The organism is Vibrio sp. 397 (genome assembly GCF_033339395.1).
GTDB classification, from domain to species: Bacteria; Pseudomonadota; Gammaproteobacteria; order Enterobacterales; family Vibrionaceae; genus Vibrio; species Vibrio alginolyticus.
In genome coordinates, this window is record NZ_JAWOUN010000009.1 from 145,502 (window position 1) to 164,887 (window position 19,386).

General features: G+C 38.7%; 22 protein-coding genes. 4 read left to right on the forward strand and 18 right to left on the reverse strand.

What is annotated here, in order from left to right; all coding sequences use genetic code 11:
• Positions 1 to 6 precede the first annotated feature (6 nt).
• From R7P36_RS15900 to R7P36_RS15935, 8 genes are all read right to left on the reverse strand, one after another.
• Complete coding sequence (locus tag R7P36_RS15900; RefSeq protein ID WP_069489435.1) at positions 7 to 747, reverse strand: hypothetical protein; 741 nt, start codon at positions 745 to 747, stop codon at positions 7 to 9.
• Positions 737 to 2,299 (reverse strand): hypothetical protein, encoded by a 1,563-nt coding sequence (locus R7P36_RS15905; protein ID WP_025767022.1) that lies wholly within the window; start codon positions 2,297 to 2,299, stop codon positions 737 to 739. Before R7P36_RS15905 ends, R7P36_RS15900 begins: the two co-directional genes overlap by 11 nt.
• A gap of 17 nt (positions 2,300 to 2,316) precedes the next feature.
• Positions 2,317 to 3,954 (reverse strand): hypothetical protein, encoded by a 1,638-nt coding sequence (locus R7P36_RS15910; RefSeq protein WP_025634122.1) that lies wholly within the window; start codon positions 3,952 to 3,954, stop codon positions 2,317 to 2,319.
• Positions 3,954 to 4,601: a hypothetical protein gene (locus R7P36_RS15915; protein WP_025634121.1), complete on the reverse strand. Its 648-nt coding sequence runs from the start codon at positions 4,599 to 4,601 to the stop codon at positions 3,954 to 3,956. Before R7P36_RS15915 ends, R7P36_RS15910 begins: the two co-directional genes overlap by 1 nt.
• 376 nt (positions 4,602 to 4,977) lie before the next feature.
• On the reverse strand, positions 4,978 to 6,120 hold the full coding sequence (locus R7P36_RS15920; protein WP_025634117.1) for an ATPase, T2SS/T4P/T4SS family: 1,143 nt from the start codon (positions 6,118 to 6,120) through the stop codon (positions 4,978 to 4,980).
• A gap of 8 nt (positions 6,121 to 6,128) precedes the next feature.
• Positions 6,129 to 7,058 (reverse strand): type IV secretory system conjugative DNA transfer family protein, encoded by a 930-nt coding sequence (locus tag R7P36_RS15925; RefSeq protein ID WP_025634116.1) that lies wholly within the window; start codon positions 7,056 to 7,058, stop codon positions 6,129 to 6,131.
• Complete coding sequence (locus R7P36_RS15930) at positions 7,055 to 7,579, reverse strand: DotD/TraH family lipoprotein (RefSeq protein ID WP_025634114.1); 525 nt, start codon at positions 7,577 to 7,579, stop codon at positions 7,055 to 7,057. The genes R7P36_RS15925 and R7P36_RS15930 overlap by 4 nt, the downstream gene beginning before the upstream one ends.
• Positions 7,566 to 8,090, reverse strand: a complete 525-nt coding sequence (locus tag R7P36_RS15935; protein WP_213899641.1) for a J domain-containing protein — start codon at positions 8,088 to 8,090, stop codon at positions 7,566 to 7,568. Before R7P36_RS15935 ends, R7P36_RS15930 begins: the two co-directional genes overlap by 14 nt.
• Positions 8,091 to 8,434: 344 nt before the next feature.
• Here R7P36_RS15935 and R7P36_RS15940 point away from each other — a divergent pair, with 344 nt between their 5' ends.
• Positions 8,435 to 8,926, forward strand: a complete 492-nt coding sequence (locus R7P36_RS15940) for a hypothetical protein (RefSeq protein WP_213899642.1) — start codon at positions 8,435 to 8,437, stop codon at positions 8,924 to 8,926.
• Here R7P36_RS15940 and R7P36_RS15945 read toward each other — a convergent pair.
• The gene (locus tag R7P36_RS15945; RefSeq protein ID WP_025634110.1) at positions 8,923 to 9,360 is read right to left on the reverse strand and encodes a hypothetical protein; all 438 of its coding nucleotides are present in this window, start codon (positions 9,358 to 9,360) and stop codon (positions 8,923 to 8,925) included. The two genes, R7P36_RS15940 and R7P36_RS15945, sit on opposite strands and share 4 nt — an antisense overlap.
• 3 nt (positions 9,361 to 9,363) lie before the next feature.
• Positions 9,364 to 9,726 carry a hypothetical protein gene (locus tag R7P36_RS15950; RefSeq protein ID WP_025634109.1) on the reverse strand — a complete coding sequence of 121 codons (363 nt, stop codon included), beginning with the start codon at positions 9,724 to 9,726 and terminating at the stop codon, positions 9,364 to 9,366.
• A gap of 178 nt (positions 9,727 to 9,904) precedes the next feature.
• Here R7P36_RS15950 and R7P36_RS15955 point away from each other — a divergent pair, with 178 nt between their 5' ends.
• The gene (locus R7P36_RS15955) at positions 9,905 to 10,627 is read left to right on the forward strand and encodes a hypothetical protein (protein WP_213899643.1); all 723 of its coding nucleotides are present in this window, start codon (positions 9,905 to 9,907) and stop codon (positions 10,625 to 10,627) included.
• On the opposite strand, the gene R7P36_RS15960 is transcribed toward R7P36_RS15955, so the two are convergent.
• From R7P36_RS15960 to R7P36_RS15990, 7 genes are all read right to left on the reverse strand, one after another.
• Positions 10,624 to 11,781, reverse strand: a complete 1,158-nt coding sequence (locus tag R7P36_RS15960) for a tyrosine-type recombinase/integrase (protein WP_213899644.1) — start codon at positions 11,779 to 11,781, stop codon at positions 10,624 to 10,626. The genes R7P36_RS15955 and R7P36_RS15960 overlap by 4 nt on opposite strands.
• A 308-nt stretch (positions 11,782 to 12,089) precedes the next feature.
• The gene (locus R7P36_RS15965) at positions 12,090 to 12,506 is read right to left on the reverse strand and encodes a hypothetical protein (protein ID WP_025634104.1); all 417 of its coding nucleotides are present in this window, start codon (positions 12,504 to 12,506) and stop codon (positions 12,090 to 12,092) included.
• 245 nt (positions 12,507 to 12,751) lie between these two features.
• Positions 12,752 to 13,399: a hypothetical protein gene (locus tag R7P36_RS15970; protein ID WP_042776360.1), complete on the reverse strand. Its 648-nt coding sequence runs from the start codon at positions 13,397 to 13,399 to the stop codon at positions 12,752 to 12,754.
• Between the two features lie 260 nt (positions 13,400 to 13,659).
• Positions 13,660 to 13,977: a hypothetical protein gene (locus tag R7P36_RS15975; protein WP_025634101.1), complete on the reverse strand. Its 318-nt coding sequence runs from the start codon at positions 13,975 to 13,977 to the stop codon at positions 13,660 to 13,662.
• Between the two features lie 105 nt (positions 13,978 to 14,082).
• The gene (locus R7P36_RS15980; protein WP_025634099.1) at positions 14,083 to 15,420 is read right to left on the reverse strand and encodes a hypothetical protein; all 1,338 of its coding nucleotides are present in this window, start codon (positions 15,418 to 15,420) and stop codon (positions 14,083 to 14,085) included.
• Positions 15,421 to 15,431: 11 nt separating this feature from the next.
• Positions 15,432 to 15,770, reverse strand: a complete 339-nt coding sequence (locus tag R7P36_RS15985; RefSeq protein WP_025634098.1) for a hypothetical protein — start codon at positions 15,768 to 15,770, stop codon at positions 15,432 to 15,434.
• 11 nt (positions 15,771 to 15,781) lie between these two features.
• A complete protein-coding gene (locus R7P36_RS15990) occupies positions 15,782 to 16,330 on the reverse strand; it encodes a hypothetical protein (protein ID WP_025634097.1) in 549 nt (182 codons plus the stop codon).
• A gap of 753 nt (positions 16,331 to 17,083) precedes the next feature.
• Here R7P36_RS15990 and R7P36_RS15995 point away from each other — a divergent pair.
• Together R7P36_RS15995 and R7P36_RS16000 are read left to right on the forward strand one after the other, a co-directional pair.
• Positions 17,084 to 17,368: a hypothetical protein gene (locus R7P36_RS15995; RefSeq protein WP_138058896.1), complete on the forward strand. Its 285-nt coding sequence runs from the start codon at positions 17,084 to 17,086 to the stop codon at positions 17,366 to 17,368.
• 86 nt (positions 17,369 to 17,454) lie between these two features.
• Positions 17,455 to 17,817 (forward strand): hypothetical protein, encoded by a 363-nt coding sequence (locus R7P36_RS16000; protein ID WP_025634091.1) that lies wholly within the window; start codon positions 17,455 to 17,457, stop codon positions 17,815 to 17,817.
• An 894-nt stretch (positions 17,818 to 18,711) separates the two neighbouring features.
• Here R7P36_RS16000 and R7P36_RS16005 read toward each other — a convergent pair.
• Positions 18,712 to 19,224, reverse strand: a complete 513-nt coding sequence (locus R7P36_RS16005) for a hypothetical protein (RefSeq protein ID WP_025634090.1) — start codon at positions 19,222 to 19,224, stop codon at positions 18,712 to 18,714.
• Positions 19,225 to 19,386 lie beyond the last annotated feature (162 nt).

Here is a 19,386-nt window from a genome sequence, read left to right on the forward strand (position 1 = left end):
AAATTCTCACTTGAACATTAAACCTTGAGAGGGAGAGTCATTAATTAATGTAGGCGCCGGGGCTCCAAACATACTTGATTCTGAAAGCTCCCCAATCTTCTGCTCGATAATACGGTCTCGGAATGTTTGCGCTTTCTTAAAGCGGTCAATTGCTTCGTCAGAGGTTTTAACCGTGATATGTCGTGCTCTTGATTTGTCCATTTTGTGAGTTGAATAATCGAAAGGCATGACTACAGCGCCTTGAAATGACAGTGAATCTACATACCAGTCCCCAAAGCTCTCCCCTTCTTTTAAAGTTTGGATAGCCCCCTTATGCCAAAACTCACCTTTCAACTGACCAGCTATCTCATAAATATCTGTAACGAAGATTTGTTTTTCCATTTCGTTTAGCAGAGCATTAACTTCAGCTTCTCGTTGAGCTCTACGTTTTGTCCTAGTCTCCTCCTGGAATTTTGCTAAACGCTCTTCATCCGATGCCTTCTCTTTTTTCGGTTCAGACCCACCGTTTAGTAATTTGTTATTTTCTATCAAAAGCTGCTGATACTGATTGTCAAGCATTAACATCTTATTAGCATGCTCTTTTTGGGCTCGTATCAACTCATTTTGCGAGAGTGATTTGTTTTCCTCTATAGAGAGGCTTCGTTGTTTTTGGATGTCTTGGTAAGTCTGCCCGGATTGATCATTTGCAAAAGTTGTAAAGCTCAACAATTGGGTCGCGATGCATAGGGTAATAGTATTAATTTTCACGTAATGAAACCTCTTTGTCTTGTTGATTAAGAATGCTACTTTCGTGTATGTACTGCATCTTAAGAACGATCTCTTCTGTTTCCAGATTTATCGAAATGCTCTGTATAATCATGCTTTTAAATTTGTCGATATCGTTAGCTAGTTGGTCCAAATAGTTAAATGCCCAACCAAACCCACTTAACGAAAGTTGTACATTCACAACGGTGTAATCTATTTGTGGGTTTCTTACTTCAGTGGAATATGTTTCGTTTTTAAAAGGGATCTCCCTTTCTGTTTTGCGGTTTGCTGAAATCGCTCCGTACAGTCTTCCATGTGTCTTCTCTGCTTGTTGCTGAATGAAGGTTAGTAAGTCTAGGTAGTGGCCGTGAGTTTCCTTTATGAAGATAAAAGCGTCACTTTCATCAAAATAATGGTCTGGTTTAGGAAGCGGTACTATTTGAGACGTAGTAATCTCTTCTCCAGAGAGTGAATAAGTGATAGTTCCATCGAATTCGATGTTGTCTCTAAAATTGGCAACCGTTGTCCCTCCGTTTTTCCACAAAACGGTCGTCTCATGAAAAAACTCTTGGTCTGCTGGTTTGTCTACTGTTGATGAGTCTCTAGTAATGATTCCTTTGGTAACGAGATCGACAGTCATTGGGAACCATCCACCAACATCAACAGGAAGAGAGTTAATATAGGCTTTAAGGTTCAAAATGACCTTTTTAGGATCTGATGCGGTTAAACGTTGAGTAAGCCATTTTGCTTCCTCTTTAGTTGCATTTGCCTTGTCTATTCTCTCGATTTTTTTATGATTCAAATCGTTTTCAGCTTGCTTAGCTAGAGTACTGCTTGATGCTTTCTTCACCATTGAATCTATGTCAGGAATTACATACTCTTGCTTGGAGTTAGATTTAAATATCTGCACACCTATCAAAAATATAATTCCAAGAGCCACAAATACGATGTGGGATGGTTTTATCTTTGATAGAGGGTTTGTGTTGAGTAGCTGCTCAATTGTTTGAATTTGAGCGAACTTTTCATTAGGTACAGCTTCACATATGACGTCATATGAGTGCTGTTGGTACTCTGAACGTGACTCTTCAAATAGTTCTGAGATATTTTCTGTTATCTCATTAGGGACTACATAGCGTAATTTTACGTGATGAAGATCGTACATTTGATAATGGTCGAAGATCTGTTGGATAACTTCTTCCACCGTTTCAAATACCAAATCATTCTCACCACCAGCTGGGCACTTATCAATTACCAAAAGATACCAATATTTACCGGATGGTAGCTTTTGTATGAAGAAAGCATTCGGGTGATCGACACAAATAGCGCGAGCGACGATTGCCGCCGCGCTGTAGTATTTTGTCGTTATGCTTTGAGCGAAACCGATTGTTGATTTTGGTGCATCATCAATTGTTGACCCTTCAACAATTACTGCATTTGTAGCGTCGTATTTGTTAACCAGATTTTTGATATGGATGGTCTTATCGGATTCTGAAACCTCGTACCAATCTAAACCGATGTAGTGCCTATCAAATCCAAGTTCTTCTAGTGACTGCATAAAAGGACCTAATTGGGTTAAACTTTTTCGATATGAGGCGTGATAATTACTAGCATCACTGAGCGTGTTTTAGCATTAGAGTCATTGCCACCAAACATCCATAGCAAATCGCCTAGAACTGACTGGTTTTGGCCATTGTCAATCACTTGCTCGAACCCAGTCATAACCATTGTTTCGCCTGAACGGATATTTCTAGCGCTAACCATGGCAGTAACAGTTCTGTCTGTTAGTTGAAGTTGTGTATTACCAACTTCTAGTGGGTCAATTGCATTTAAGGTACTTACATCAGTTACGATACGGACAGCAATTGTTCCATCTGAGTTAACACGTGGTGAAGCTAAGAAAACAATACCGTTTGTTGTTGTATCTGTGCTTGCAGATTGTGTTACAACATCACCAGATACACTTTGGTCGATTTTATCCGCATATTTCTTTTCATTTACGAACTGGACTGGAATAACATCATTGTTTGGTACAGTTGTCGTAATTGACTTTTTAAGCGAAAGAGATTTAGTCCCCTGAAGAGCCTTCAATGCCATTTCAGTGCCTTTGAAGCTACCATCACCGATACTCAGCCCTAAACCACCTAACTTAGCTGCATCACCAACTGGAACTCCATCGATTTTAAGTTCGAAGTCATTCTTAGCGTATTTAATAGATTGCTCAATGCCGTAATTTGATTCGTCTGTAGTGATCAGTTCCCATAGCTCTATATCGAGCCTGATCATCTTTCCAGCAGTAGAATTTGACTCATCAATAAAGTTCTCAACAATTCGCAGCTTTCGAGGTGTGTCAGTTACAGCAACCATACTTAGTGCAGGTAACACTTCTACTTTTGCATCTTCAGAAGCAATGGATTTAATCCCCTTGAGGAGTTGGTCCATTGGTTTCCCTAGGTCACGGTCAAATGAATATGAGTGAGAACTCGAAGTTTGAGAGCTTGTCCCCTCGCCTTGCTGACCACCGCTAGTAGACGAATTGATACTTGATTTTAAAGTTGTACTACCAGCATATTGGTCGATCCGAAAGTGTCTAGTTTCTTGTCGGTAAAAGGATACACGACCATCAGATTGGTATTTCCACCATAGGTTGGTTTTTGCTGCGATAGCATCCAACACTTGCTTTAAAGCAACGTGCTTTTCAAAGTTCAGGGAAATAGACACTTTTGCGCCATCTAATAGTGACCCTTTGTTCGTATCTGTATAAAGTGCCGAAACGTCTAAATCATCACCAGTAGAATCACTTGTACCACCGCTTGCTTTGGAACTTCCAGAGTCTTGGTTAAGATACTTGATAGCGTCGCTAGTAAAGCTAATGTAAACCCCATACGAGGCATACTTATTGTTCAAATAGTCAATCGTGTCGCTAAGGGGTTTAGAGCGATATGACATGAATTTACTCGGGGTAAGAAAAATCTCTGGAAGGTCTTGCCTTTCTTTTAACTTGAAAGGTTCCCCAAGAATAACGTAATTATTGTCTTCGCTGTAGACGCTCTGATCTATACCGGGTTTAAGTCTGTGTTTTTGAATCGTCTCAGTGGCAGCGTCTGCCTGTGCTGTCGCAACTCTATTGGCATCTTTACCAGGAGTACTACAACCACTGACAAGCGCGATAATGGTTAGTGTGAGAGCTTTAAGTTTCAATGTGTTGTTCATTACTGGTAAGTCCCTTTTTCAGTAGAACCGCCTTTTAGGATATGAGCAGCACCAATTTCAGGGCTGTAACTAATCCACAATGGTTCTTTTGTTTTTAACGTCTCCTTAAGCACTCTATCTAAGACTCCGTCTCTTCCTGTTAGGTCACCAATCAATACCGAACGTGATTTAACAGGGAAGTCGTATTTAGAGCCCCAAATAATGTCGATATTGGACTTTGTATTCCAAACCTCAAAGTTCTCTTTAAGTGACAGTTTAGGGTCTAATGTCCAGAGTTTTGGTGTTCGTGTCTGAAGGTACGTAAGGTGTTCACGATTTTTGGATGCAGCCAACACTCGTTCTTGTTCATTTAGAACAATATAAATACCGGAATTTAGTTCCTGTATCTTAGCAACAGCACTGCGCCAATTAGGTGAAGGTACCCAGGCTAATTGGTGGGAAGAGATGCCTGGTCCAATATTTACCCGCCAACCAGCTGGTGCTAAAGCATTCAGTATTTCGTGAGCAGGTAATTTATTTTGGTAACCGACTTTAGATTGGATGTCGTTTAAACCATAAGCTGTATCTGACTCGTATTCAGTAAATACAACCCCCGCTTGCGCGCTACTCATCACGAGTAAAGGTAAAATTAATCTTAATTTCATCATAGTAACCCCTATTATTTTGATAAATATACGTCATTTTCGGATAACAAACAATAAACGAAGCTGTAAGGTAACCTACGAATAAGAACAATTTCTTATCGGTTATCTGGCTTCCAAATTTCGTTTTTTCGATATGGCAAGTTGTTGCCTTGGTTGTATTTTGACAGGAGGTGTATAAAAAACTCTAATGGTGTCCTTTTGGTAAGAGAGATTAAAGACATTAATACATAGAAAACACACATGGCTTTAAGGTAGTTCCAGCTGAACATTATTGGCAATGTCAAAACCGGGACGATTGTAGACCCGTCCATAAGTAGGAAAAGTGGTCTTTTCATCGCATTTTGTACCGCTTTTCTATCCAGCTTCGGTTTATATTCCATTATTCTGATTCCATAAGGAGATATTCTGGCCCAATTTCACTGTTGTGATATAGGTTTGCGATTTGTTGAGAAAAGGTAAGCTCTTGTTCCTTTAGGTGCCTTCTTACTACTACAGATATCTCTGTGTCAGATTTACACTTCAGCATTTCTTCTCTGATTTCTTCAGTTAGATATAGGGTTTCTCTAACAGCAATCCTTTCACCGTCGAGAGTTCTAACTAGTATCTGAGCGACAATGCCAGAGAGTTGACTAATAAAACCAGCTAATACAGCCAGCTTATTTTCTCCATCTATCATATTGTAGATGCGGCTCATCGCTGTCTCGCAAGAGTTTGCATGTATTGTAGCCATCAAGAAGTTGCCAGTGTTAGAAGCGTTAAATGCGTTTTCGATTGATTCTTTACTTCGTATTTCGCCCTGAACGATGATATCTGGACGAAGACGAAGAGCAGCTTCAAGGCCTTGATTAAAACTTTGAACATCGGAGTCTGTTTCAACTGAACCTACTTCATGAACTGAAATACTGTTACCAGGAGCAATCTTTACTCCCTCATAATTAATTTCAGGTGGGTCCTCAAAAACTAAGATATGCTTACCAAGGCTGGGAGTTTTTAGCACTGAAGTTACAATTCCGGCCATAGTAGTTGTTTTGCCTGTGCCTACCCCTCCCACAAACATAAGAATACCTTTACGGTTATGCTTTACAAGATTGACTAGCTCCGGCTCTATACCCAAAGATTCTGCGTCCTTTGGTGTTTTAGGGTTCAACCTACCAACCATCTTATAGGTCTTTCCATATTCAAGTGACCTTGAGGTAATAGCTGCAATGCGGAAACTCCTAATCTGAGATTGATCATTGGGGTTTTTGGTAACGAATGCAAAAAACGTAGGAGTAGCTGCATTAACATTGTTAATCAGCGATTTTTTGGTGCCGAGCATATATTCAAGAATATTACGGCATGCGTTAGGTTGCATTTGTTTATCAGTGATTTCCCTGATTTGCCCGTTTACATCGATTCTGATTCGATAGTTACAGTCTATTAAAATGTCTGAAGCACCGTACTCAATTGCTTTCCATATGACAGTTTCGATATCTACTTGTGTCATTTCGCTTGAAACAGGTATTAATGGAATATCATTCATGGTAGGTGTCACTCTTCAACGAGAATGGATTTAATTTGGTCGTGAGTAAGGCCTTCAGTTTCTACTTTAGAAACAGCATCCCTACGTACAGAGCCCCTAGGGTCTTTTATTACTGGTGAAGAATAGAGATCAGAGTTTGTCTGCCAAACTGCCTCACCACTCAAAGATATGAACTGAGTGCCTAAACCTAATTGGTCTCCTTGTACCGTAATTCCTACATTTTCAATAATCATATCTGGCTTTTCTATATATCCGGACTCAACTAAATTCACGTAACGGATCATGGCTGTTGCGTCAATAAAAGCATTAATTACACGAGTTCTCATCTCAGCAATTGCTTGTTCTGAGCCCATGGCCCATCCCTCATCAAGAGCTGAGTTGAAGATCTCCAATTCTTCTGAATTTCTAGGTAAAAGTTCGTCAATTAATGTGGTCGGCGTAAGTGAATTTTTGTCGTAGAGATAGTCAGACCAATGCGGTTTCCTCAACACAGGCTTAGGTTGTTCTCTCAATCGATAGACAAGATTATCGGTCCTGATAATCGTAGCTTTTGTGTCTCGCGTTATCGCGGCATGAGCTTCTACTTTGTCTACCATACCTGGACGAAGGTACTTGGCTTCACCTGAACTTAGATTTGCAGAAGCGTTAATGAGATGCTCGAAAGGTAGCAAGCGGTCAAAGAGGTGAGACTTGCTATCCACTACATCTGTTAAGCGCTCCATCGTAGCTATATAACCATTCGCACTGCCAACTTCTTCAGCTCTTTCGCGGATCGACTCAATTCTGAGTGCCTCTTCACCATCGCTTACTAGTTGTTGTCTAACCTTTACATCTTTTAGTTCACTTAAGCTGTAATAGGTGCGCTTAGATTCATCTGCCAAAGTGGTAACACTGAAAAATAGACTAGCAATTAAACAAATAGCAGTATTGGTTCTCACGCTTTTGTCTCCAAGTATTTAACGACAATCGTCTTAAGTCGGTTATCGACCATGATGTCTACCTGGGCACCCTTTTCAGAGTCAATAATCTTTATTGCGTCGTTTATTGGTTGATCCTTCAGTTTAATACTTACAAACACGCCACCAGGTGGTTTTTGGCCATAAGTAAATACTCGATCAGAACCATAACCTACTGTCTCAGCAATACCTTTTACGGCAGTTTCGACTTCACAATCACAATTCCAGTCAACAACCTTTTCAAAACCAGGTAACACCATTGTAGAGAGCATGCGCTCCTGCCTTCTCTGCTCAGGGCCTTTAAGTGCTTGTGCATGTGCACTTCTCGTTTTTGCTAACAATCGGAGCTCGTCAAGCATTTCAACTGCATATGGCTCAAGATCGCCAAAAGCCCTTTCTTCAGGGCTCTTTTCTAAGTGCCTTAAATCTTTGACTTCATTAGTTGCGCACCCAAGAAGTAGAGTAGAAGCGAATGCTATGCTAGAAAGCTTAAAGACGTTCATTTTGTTTCCTCTTCGTTGCATTGATGCAAAGTGTTTTAGCTGTATTCAGATTTGAAACAGTGATGATTGATTCATCCGTACTGATGTTTTGGTTAATGTCTGGGTGGTAATACCTAACTTTTTGATGGAAGGCTTTCTTGATTTCAGAAATATTGAGGGACGTAATAGGTAGCCCTAATAATTTGAAAGCCTGAACTTCTTCTTCAGAGAAGTTAAATGGGTTTTGTTCATTCAGAGTCGGAGAACTGTGAGATCTACTGGCATTAGAGGGTCTTTCTATCTGAGAGGAAATTGAGTTTGTATAACCAAACCCACGTATCTTCGCTTGTGCTTCCTTTCTTCTAACCGATTGTTGTTGTTGCCGTTGCATAAAGTACAAATATGCGATGCCAAATAAGGCACTCGTGAAAACACCGAATGTATAACTCGCGGACAAATAATATGTAGCAGCGAAAGAAGTGATGAGTATGGAAGCCAAACCCAATATTTTTTCTTTAATTAGTTCGAACACAATAAGATGTCTAATAGCAAATAATAGCATAAATCTATGCCATTTTTGTCTAAAATACAATAGCGAAAGCTGCTAGCATAGGCTTATTATTGAGTCAAATGTTAGTTTAAATTTGCTAGTCTCAGAAGTGATATCGGTTCAATAGACTAATTACTCAACAAATTGTAGAAATATTTGCGTAATGCGACCTACAAATAGGGATATAGCTCACACATATGCAACAAATGATGAAAATTTATTTAAGTTTCACTCTTCATGGGTGAAAATTAGACATAACGGCAGTTAATGTTTAGATACAAGTCACATGATTATTTGCGTCTATTCTCAAAAATAAGAAAGTATTAATGGATAAGAATCATTACAGCGAACTGTTCTCCGACATATTCGCTACAAAACAGAATGAAGGTGGTGCGGCATATTTAATCAATCGTGAGGCTAATCTTGAATTAGTTTCACGGTTAGGTATTAATCATCGTGACGTTAGGCTTAATTCAAAAGAAAGCTATGTTTCAGACCCTAGCGCTAGGCTTTTAGAGAAAAAGTTAAAGGTAGCTCGAGGTTGGCTAGACGCAGAACATGAAATTATTAGCCAAACTCAACTTCTAACAATTAGAGCCAACAATGTTTCGGCGCTTATTGTTTCTCCTGGCTTTACTAAACAGTCAAAGCACTTTCTCTCTAAGATAGTTTCATCTACACCTATGAGCGGATATCAATTTTTGTTTGATGAAATCACTTTCGAAGAGCAGTCCTATTACTTACGTAAAATGGAAGAGTTCTTGGAAATTGAAAGAGCATGTCTTGATGATGAGGCATTTATGGAAGGGCTCTACTAGCGAGAAAAGTCGAAGTCATTATCAGGACGCTGTTGTTTGATACCAATGGCGTCCTTTTCATTTACTGGTCCAGTTATACAAGATTCTAGCCTCTGATTTATTGTTTGTTGACTAGGTTCAAGTACATTAGCTTTCTCAACACTCTTCAAGCTAATATGGTCAAATCTCCTGCCAAACTTTGTCTCAAATTCATTCAGAAAGAAATTGATATCTTGTACAGCATTTGGATTAACTTGCCATTTTGTTAGCAAACTTGGCAAATTTGTAAAACTGGTATTATCGAATTCACTTCTTCGAGCTGGTGGTATTGCACTTAGTCTGATTTGTAGAATGGTGCCGATCATTCTATTTTGTAGTTGGAGAATATCTTGTTGTTTTTGAAAGTTCTGACTTGAGAACTTTTCAACTGACACTTTGAGTTTTTCTAAATCCATTTTTTAGCCTAACTCAAGCTGTGCAAAGGCAAGTGGTCTAACAGATGACTGAAGAATAGCCTTCTTGAACCAGGTCATTGTCATATGATAGTCATAGTTACAAGACACGATTTTTTCAGCGTAGTGGTCATGAGGATAATTCATAGCGATTGACTTAAGGATTTCATAGTCAAATATTTCTAACTTTAGATCTTCAAATCGTTGATCTAAAGAGTTTTTAATTTCAGGTAGAGGTAGCTCATCACCGCTTTGAATTTTCTTTATGATTTTCTTGTCATTTTCAAGAACATTTAAGAGCAAGTACTCTGAAATAGAAAGCACATAGCTTGTAAAATTTGGTAATGTCTTTAGAGAGATTGGGTTCATATATTTTTTGTTTTAAGCTTGTGCCCATCGGTTCTATTGATGGCAAAGGTAACTCCTCTTTGCTTCACCAGGAACCAATCCAGTCTTTATAAATCTTGCTTATGTATCAATATAAGATATACATAAACAAGGGTATTTGCCATTTTTTTGACAACTAACGTACTACTTTGGGGGCGATATGAGTGTAAATTCATGGGAATTTCAACCAGACAACGAGTTTTCTGACATAACAGATGATCTGAATCATCAGGATGTAGTATCAGAAAAAACCTCAGATCGAATTGTTAATGTACACGATAAACACCTAAGCCCACAAAGTACAACTTTGCAAAGCAATGATGTCTGTTTGAACGCCTTTAATCAACAAAAGCAGGACGTTCGTCTATCTGAAGTTGGCGGCAAGTCACAATCAGTGCAACCTTCTGCCACAAAATCAAACGCTTACTTCCACCCAAATAGTCAAATTAATCTCTATAACAAGTCATTAAATTGTGCAGCGGTGATTCGATTAGGAAACATAGCTAACAACCTAATTTCAATTGTTGTAGACATTTGCCCAGAACATAACGGTCGCTCAAGTGATTGGAACAACAAAATCTCAGTTGCCTTTTCTCACACTGAACTTATTCAAGCTTATTCCCTATTTCTTCAAAACCTTAAATGCCTTGATTTCAAGTTAAAGTTTCACCAACAACAAACTGGGCCATTGTCTATAGGATTTAAAGAGAGCTCGATTTATGTAAGCACAATCATCTCCGGTAAAACAATAAGCCTTACAGGAAACATCGCCCAAAAGATAAAGTTTATGGCCCAATTAGAAGTGGCTACAAAACACTACTTCGCTACTGCGTTTCCAGATTTGGACCAAGAACGAATTCTGCGTCAGGTAGCTTTGATTTAGTGTTTTTGTAGTTCGATATTAGAAGCTTCTAGGTGACCAGTAGCTCTCAGATATCTTTTAACAGTACCCATATTTGTCCAATCACCAATAGACATAAGGTCGACTGCATTCATCTTATGAACGACATGCCCATCAACTACCGCTCCACAACGTGCCGAATGCCCTGACCAACAACGACCATTAAATACACTTTGTCGTTCATATGCTTTTCGGAACAATCTAAGTACGGATACACCATTCATAGGTTTTAATGGGTCCTTAAGCTGTCCATTCTTCAGAATCCAACCAAAAATATAATATTCCTGATCTTCGACTGGTCTTGAAGGGGTTACATGGTTGTAAAGCTCTACTCCATTTTCTACAAGTTCAATATATTTCTTTACGATCCCTGCATACCTGCCAATGATAGACTTTTTGGGTGGCGCTGCAGATGTCTTAGATTTTGTCCTCACTATAGTGACAGTGTCACTAGAAATGATGACGTTTTTACGTTTTAAAGTAAAGATCTCTTCTTCACGAAGAGCAGTAGAGTATGCAATGGTCATGTATGCTAGGTCTTTGAAAAGCTTTGGCCCAGCTTGTTCAAGTGTCCCAACTATTTCGATCTGCCTGTTCAAATCGCTTGCTCTGAATGGTGAAGCAACTTTTTGCTCTACCTTTGATAAATCAGATTCTGCCATATCCTTTTTTACACCCCTGAAAAAGTCTTTTATAAGCTTGTCTTCAGTAACGTTGGCGAATCCTAGTTGATTCAAAAATATGGCTATGAGGTTCTTTCGGCTCATTAGTGTCGCATAAGACACTTTCTGTTCATTTTTAAGGTGTAGTATCCAGTAGTAAAACATTCTTGGATGTATAGGAAATGCGTAGGCTAATTCAATATACTCAGTAAATCTTATCCAAGAGCGAACAGCGGAAAACATGTTTTTTTGTGTTGCCTTCGAAAAACCACCACGTGTAGCCTCGAATATGGCCATGTTATCTAGAATTGTCTTTAGGTTTGGGTGATCAGGGTCAATTGCACCGTCAAGTTCAGGCAAAGGGATTTTAAATCGTGAAAGATTTTCTTTTTCTTTGTTATTGCCTAGTTCTAATGCCTTAATCTTTTCTAATCCGGATGCAGGAATTGGTAAATTTTGCTTAGTAATCTCCACGTTCACCTCCAAAAATAAAGTGTTACGCTGTCACCTGTAACGCTAACCTTAACGGCCAAAAAGTGTAATATAACTCAAATTATACTACACTTTATAATCATGTCTATTTATACAGTGCTATTTGTTTGTTGAGTTTATATGAATTATTCGAAGATTAGCTTAACGAAAACAAAGCGAGGTACTAAAGTAAAACCCACATAATAACCCATGGTTCTACATAGTCTGCTAGACTGCGTAAGGGAATATTACTTGAATATAGATAAAAAAAAGGCAACATTTAAAGTTGCCTTGTGCTGTTAGGTTTGAAATCAGTTGCTTACTGAAGTCAATTGACCATTGGATAAGTCTTCCAGTGGTGGATAATCAGGAAGTCCATAGTCAGATCGTAACCAAGTTAATTTCTGGTAGGTTTGTTCAATCCACTCTGGCTTTAGCTGTTGAACTTCTATGATCTTCTTCTTGTAACTCGGATCTGTTTTAGCTGGTAGGTATTCTAAATAGAAACTGTCGCATTTTTCCATTAAGCTAGAACGCTCTAAATCTACCACCGTCAGGCAGTCAACAAAGTCTTTGTACGCTTCGTTGTCGGAAATGCCTTGAACAACTGCTGGCCCGGTAGTTTTGAGATATTCTTTGTATAGTTTTGCACCGACGACTCCAGAGCCAGATACAGCAACGATAGCTATAATAGACCAGGGAAAGGTGCTTTTAAGTGAGTCGAACATATTATATCCGTTTTATTGTTAGTATTAGTATTAAGGTGGGGATTGTTTTGGAATATTCAATGCATGAAATACAATAATTGTATTTCATGACTAGTTATATCTAGTTTTAAATATTTATTGTTCATCAAAAAGGCTGGTTATAAAACACCCACCAGCCCTTTCAATTTGATATTTAACCTGGGTATGCTAGAACAATGTCTATGTTAAACTTAATATCTGAAAGATTTAAACGGGTCAAAATATACTCAGTCATACTCGCAAAGTCGGCTTAAAATATTTGATTTACCAAATATACAAGGCTCTTTACGGAGGTGGTAAAATTTGGGTCTCCCAGATATTTCATCATATATTTCTTCTACATTTAAAGTCTCAATTATATCAATAGAGTCTGGATTTAACACTAAATGAGAACGGCCATGATACCCACCGTCTACAAATTGGCCACTCTCAAAATCCTTTAAGATATCGATACCGTTTTCACGCAAAATATGACAACGTTTCCGTTCATTCAAATCAATTAGGTCATTGTGTATTCGATTTTCAGGTGGTTTTGCAAGTTCTGAGTACCATTCTTTACCCCTCTTAGTTGATATCCACACTGGTAATTTATCCCAATGTTGCTGTAGATATTTGGGGTGCATAGAAATGGATTTACCAATAGTTACTACTTTAGCTTGTTCCTTTATTGCGCACACATATACGGTAGGTTTACCTACCTGCCTCGCTTTATAGTCAGCGTGATAGCATGCTCCTTTCAGATTAGAAACGAAGTAAAATCCATTAGCATCATTACAGCCTTCGCCTGTACCTAGCATGCCTAACTCAAATTTATCAAACTCCTTAGCTCGTGTACCATGAAAGATGAGCTCTCTTTCCATTGTTCTTTCTAACATGCCGCTTCTCATCAGGTTATAAGTCTTAAATTGTATTATCTAAAAACTAAACAAAATTGAGCTATTACTTTTGTTGACCTCTAAACAGATCAACTAGTCCTCTCAACACAACGCCACTAATGATCAATCCTAATAGTAAACTAATTACTATTCCGTAGGGGTTTGTTGCGAAAAATGAAAAAAACTCAGGTAGTTGAGGGAAAGGTAATGCTGCAACAGTGGCCATAAATTAATCCTTCTTTAAACAGTTAGGTTATGATTTAAGGAAGCTCGAGATCTTCTTCGGTAACCCAATCCAAGTGAGTATCTTTAGATATCAATAGTGTGCCTTCAAGCCAATTTACACCTAATATCTTTTCATCATGTGAAGCGTAAAACTCCGAAAGTTTATCGACTATGTTTGTAACATTCGATATTTCTACATTTTGTAAAGGTAGCCAAAACCAGCGATTTTTTGACTCAAGTAGTGCTCTTTTCGAGTTCCAATCCAGCCCCCATAATAAATGCTCTTGATTACCATTCACGAGCCGACAGTGCATCGCTGCCTTGATCCCCAATTTTTCAAGAAAGAACAACATACTTCCTACTTTGCGTAAAAAAAAACCATATTGACACATACTAAGATGTTACCAAGTATGTATCAATTATCTTTTGTTTTTATATGGTTATGATCAAGCTTGTATCTATATGTGGCTGGCCAGCCAGGTCTTGGTAGGCACAAATTGGTCTGACACCACATTGCCATTATTTATACAGATGGGCAATACGAAGTCAGTACCACTTCCTTTTGCAAACTCCCGTACTTCTCTTAAGGTATCTTTGCTATTGCTAACTGGTACTAGTAAAGAGTGGCTAAGTTCCCTTGTTCCACGCAACTTAATATTGGGTATTGAAAAACCTCGATGTAACAGCTCCTTTGTTTTAATGATTTGCACAGAACTGAATGACTTTACGTATTGGAGTTGTGCGGTTACTAGTTCGTTATATACTGTTTTTAACTTAAACTTTGCTAGCAAATAGTCGTCTGTCAAGTTACTGAGCTGATACAAAGCCTTTTTAATAATTAATGTAATTTCTGGGTTATTCAACGATGGCATCGCCAACTCTCGGTCATAGGCGTTTATTACAGCGATTTTTGGATAATGGTCCATTTCACCGACATCTGTTTCAAACTTATCCCTATCGCTTAAAATCATGTTTGTGAGTTTATCGTGTCGCTCTGTCATACCTTTAGAGCATAAAATTAAGAATCTGTTTGATGGCTTAGTTTCGCAGCTAACTAATATTGGGAGTTCATTTTTGTGGTTTGGCACAGGGATATACACCTTTCTAATATCAGAATCCTCTAATATTTCATGTGTACCACTGCCTTCCAGAAAGCTGGCTATCTTCTTCAACATCTGGCTCACGATATCATTCCTTTGTTCAATTATTATTCTACGTTTTGACATTCGTTCATCATACTCTTCTTGTTTAGACTCGATATGCCTAGTCAATTGGTCCCTGTTTAAATATGGTAGAAAATCATTGAAAGTACATTTCACGCTCATGGTGCCAGGGCGTAGCCCTAGTTTAGTTTCAATTCTGGTTGCTAACTTTTTTCCTAGCATACGGGATTTATTGGGCCCTAAATGATTGTTCAAATGACAACCTAGCTCTGAGTTCAATTTGCTAATATTGCCATTCCCTATAAGGGTCAATAGGATCTCTAAATTCCTAGATCTGGCAAGCTTGTCAATTGGGAGGTTATCATCAATTGTTGGGTCTACATTTATGGTAGAAATGGCCTCATCAAGTTGTCCAATAGGCATACCGAGCTTTGTTTCTATGTTTCTAGCTAGTCTGTGACTGATGTTCTTCTGAGGCTTGGATCTGTGGCTGAGATAACTGGCCAAGTGAGGCATATCTAAATGTCTACATAAGTTCTGAATCTTACGGTTGTAGTCTTGGTTGACTATACGCATAAGGTTTTGGTGTCGATTCTCGTGATAGATTTCAGTAGTGTCGAATTTGATATCCATTCAATCACCAATCAATAACGTATTGTGGAAATGGTGTCTTCTATCAAATCTCGTTCTATATCGCTTTCAGCTTGATTTAAATACTTCTCGAGAATATCAATATTAAGTGTACTCAAGTGTCTTCTGTAAAGCTTGCGTCTCAATTCTTTGCGTTCAGCATAAATTGGGTATAGCCCCTGGATAAGGATACCAAGAAGAAGAATTACTATATAAAGCAGATTAAAAGACTCTAATTGAGAGAATCGCCATGCAGCTAAACCTACAATTGTTAGAGAAAATGCCAATATAACTATTCTTCTGGTGAACTGCCCCCATTCTGGTGAAAATACAGAGTCTTTGTAATGCATCATATTATTACCTCCTAGATGTATAAGAAATTGTCCATTGTCCATGTGTCTGGATGTGTTGAAGGGAGTGATTGAGATTCGAATATTGCATCAATGGTTGACCAACCTAGCTCAACTCCGTCCTCAAAATGGGTAGAAAATGCAATGTACATCCAACTTGCGACAGTAAATCGTGCTGCTGCTGTAAATTCAATCTTCAACAAATCGAGTTCGCTTGAGGTACTTACCATGTAAGTATTGGTACTTCTAACGCGATAACACCCTGATAACCTGTCAAGTAGTGGTGTTAGGTTAGGTTCTTTCTTGGCGAGCTTAATCATATCTTTCAAAGACAAAATACAATTGAGCTCTTTTAAACCAACCCTAGTCCATTCTTTAACTTTGCAAATTTGTTCAATTCTGTTTCTTTCGAAAGAGATCCAGAGAGGATCATACCTTCCCATACTTTCAATTAATTTATAGGTTGAAAGTAATTCTTCTAAACTAGCAGAGCATGCCCTTTCGATGTTCGTTGATGTATTGCGCTTAGCAGTACATCTTGTTTTAGTTACTGCGCTTTCCAATCTTGAGTCTCCTAGTTCAAATATTCTCAGTTACAACACTTTTATCGCGAGGATTTGTCTTACGCCGTTATCTGATCGCGATGTCAGTTCAATATTTTCGAATGTCGGTACTGGAAGTCTGTGTATAGCCGCCTCTATTAGTTTCAAGCCGAAAAGGTACTTACCACTAGTAATTGAGTTAATATGATGGTTTGTCATTTTTTCTAAATGACTGACTATCAAATGTTCTAGTTGATATAGAGTATCAAGCACCTGCAGATCTAGGTTTATCAGGTCGTCATAGTTCTGGAGTGTCATCAACGTGTGTCGATATGGATCTAGAGCACACCTGTACGCATGCTTTTTAAGTAGATATGGATGTATAGGTTTTGGCCACATGACGACTATCTGTTATATCTGCTTTGTACGTTCTAGCCAGCTAGCTAGTGATAGTAGACCACATACCTTGGCCACCACCTCGAAATTGTCTTTGTATGCTCCGCTATTAAAGAAAATCAGGCAAATCAAAGCAGTACAAGATAGTGCTATCAGTAAATACTTTGTTCTAAACATTAGCTTTTCCTCAACCATTCTTAGGCAGTCTAGACTAAACATTGAATAATAGATGTCATTCGCGTATAAAAAACAATACTAATGTTACCATATATTTTTATACGTATGTTAGGAAAACCTCATGCTGAGCTAGTTGATAATTTGATCAACTTAGTTTCCATATGAGCTTTGGTACAAATATTAACGAAGAGTATGATTGATATGATAAAAATTGATAAAGATGAAGTTTTGACAGTCTCCATTGTCTCGCAAAGGCTTAAAGGCATCATTCCTGAGGATTATAAATGGCCAAATGTACCGGAGGGATATCAATTGGAGTTTATTGTCCATCCCGATGGCACTTTAATCATGGATCTTTTAAATCCTGATAGAGGAATGTTTATTTCAGAAGCCGAAAATGTTCACTTTGAAACACCCCGTACAGTGAAGAACGCCCCCCTTACATGGCAAGACCTAGAAAAGGCTGGTGTTCCTTTTATGTCATGACCTAACTACAACTTGATAGAGCTTTCACAAACAACCTCGTTAAGCACCAAATCAGAATAAATCCCCCTCTATAATAGGAATACTGCATGAAATCTGCGATCCGTCTTAGTCTAAAAGTAATATTGTTTTCGATTACTGTCATAGTGTCGATAATTGGAGGACAAATTAGTCAGCACCTCGCTCATATCAAAGATTCCAGAATGCATACGATCGATACCTGGAACAGGCAACATCCTGAGAACTTACATGTCTCTAGAACATTTATTAATGAATGCCTTAATCGAAAAATGGTAAAGGATACTAGTTCGGACGAACCTTTCTTTGTAAAAGAGGTTTATGGACTGTATGAATGTGGTATTGAAGTCGGAGCGGATGACCTTGTGGAGAAAATCAAAGAGTCAGACAACTCCTTGAGTACATTTGCTTGGCCATTATCAGCTTTGACTTAATACTTCGTTTTCAAATATTGAGGTCTAAATCGGACCTCATTTGAACCACTATCGAACAAAAATTAGTCAACTATACACGGTATCCACCACACTTTAAGGTACTCATTGGTGCCTCTCCCCCACCGCTTCGCTCCATCCGCACGTGCTGTAACTATAAGGTCGGCTTCGCCGCCTCTTGAGCATTCTCCCCCCTGGGAGAACCAGCGGCTTCGCCGCTTCTTAGATTGGTAAATACTATTCATATCGATTTATTTCTATCTTTATCTATCCATATCTATGTTTGGCTACGCCAAACTTTTTTCCAGGGGGTCTTAGCAGTGGCGAAGCCACCAAGGAGTAGAAATATTTAGGGCGAAGCCCTTATTCGTTAGCGTCGAAGACGCGAAAGGGAGCTTGATTCTTTGCGAGCGAAGCTCGCTTCATTCGAGTTAAAGCGAGTGAGGTAGTTAAGGTTATTGGTGTCGTAACAGCGGCTTGTGGTGTAGTTTAGGTGGTGGATACCGTGTATATTTATGGTTTGAAGTCCCCGTAGATTTGGGAGAGAAATAAAGTTTCATACTAAATGTTCAAGTAAGCCTGTCAGTACCGTTCTAAATGTCACGCTGACATAAATAAAGATTCATACCAATTGGTACTACCATGTTTCAATCTCACAACAATTGACTATAAAAGTATCATACTGGTTGTCTGACCATCCGCTGGAACACGTATCTGGACAAAAATGTTTTAGAGCTGTGTATTAAAACGTTTTTGTCAGATTAGAAAAAGCATCTTGAAACCTTAAACGCTTGCTATTATTGCATGTGTTCGCAAGATGGTTGTGATATGCTAAGAGATGCATCATGTAGGATTAGAACATAGCTAAAAATTAGTTATTGACGCCATAGTCGTTTGTTAAAGGTCGGTTTTCGCATCTTCCAGAGCCTGTTTTTGAATATTTGCAATAACTTCCTCGGTTAACCCATACTTTGCTGCGACAGTCATTGTGATTGGGTTTAGGATGTCCTCAACCTCATTGAACAACTCTATTGATTTTTCCAACCCTGTAATCATCTTATTACGCCCAGACGCGTTCATAAAATCCATAGCTTTAGCTTGGAAATAACTATGAGCCAAGAAGTTACGTTCCTTGAGTGCCTTAGCTAGCAACGATTCTGTAGTCGCTTGAAGTACGTTTAAAGATTTTAGATGTCCTATTAGTCTACCCATCGTCTTATCACTAACTTCCTGATCAAAGCTATCAAACTTAGCCTCCCACTCCTCTTGGGTGTGCTTAGACTTTGCCTCTCTTTCGTATAAATCACAAAAGATGAGCAACTGAATAATCGATTGCTCCACACATTGAGCACGATACATCGCTAAACCGTAATATGCGTAAACTTCTTTACAATGTTCTGATTTGTCCATAATAATTTTTTTTCGTTTGGGTCATATTTTCTCCACCTAACAAGGGGTTTTGCGCCCATCCCCCCGAAAATGACCTTAGCCTTTAACTTTGGTTGATGGGGTTCTAGGGATTTTCCGTCCAAAAACGACAAAGTGCTCTGGAGGCCCCGCCGTCTGTGGCCT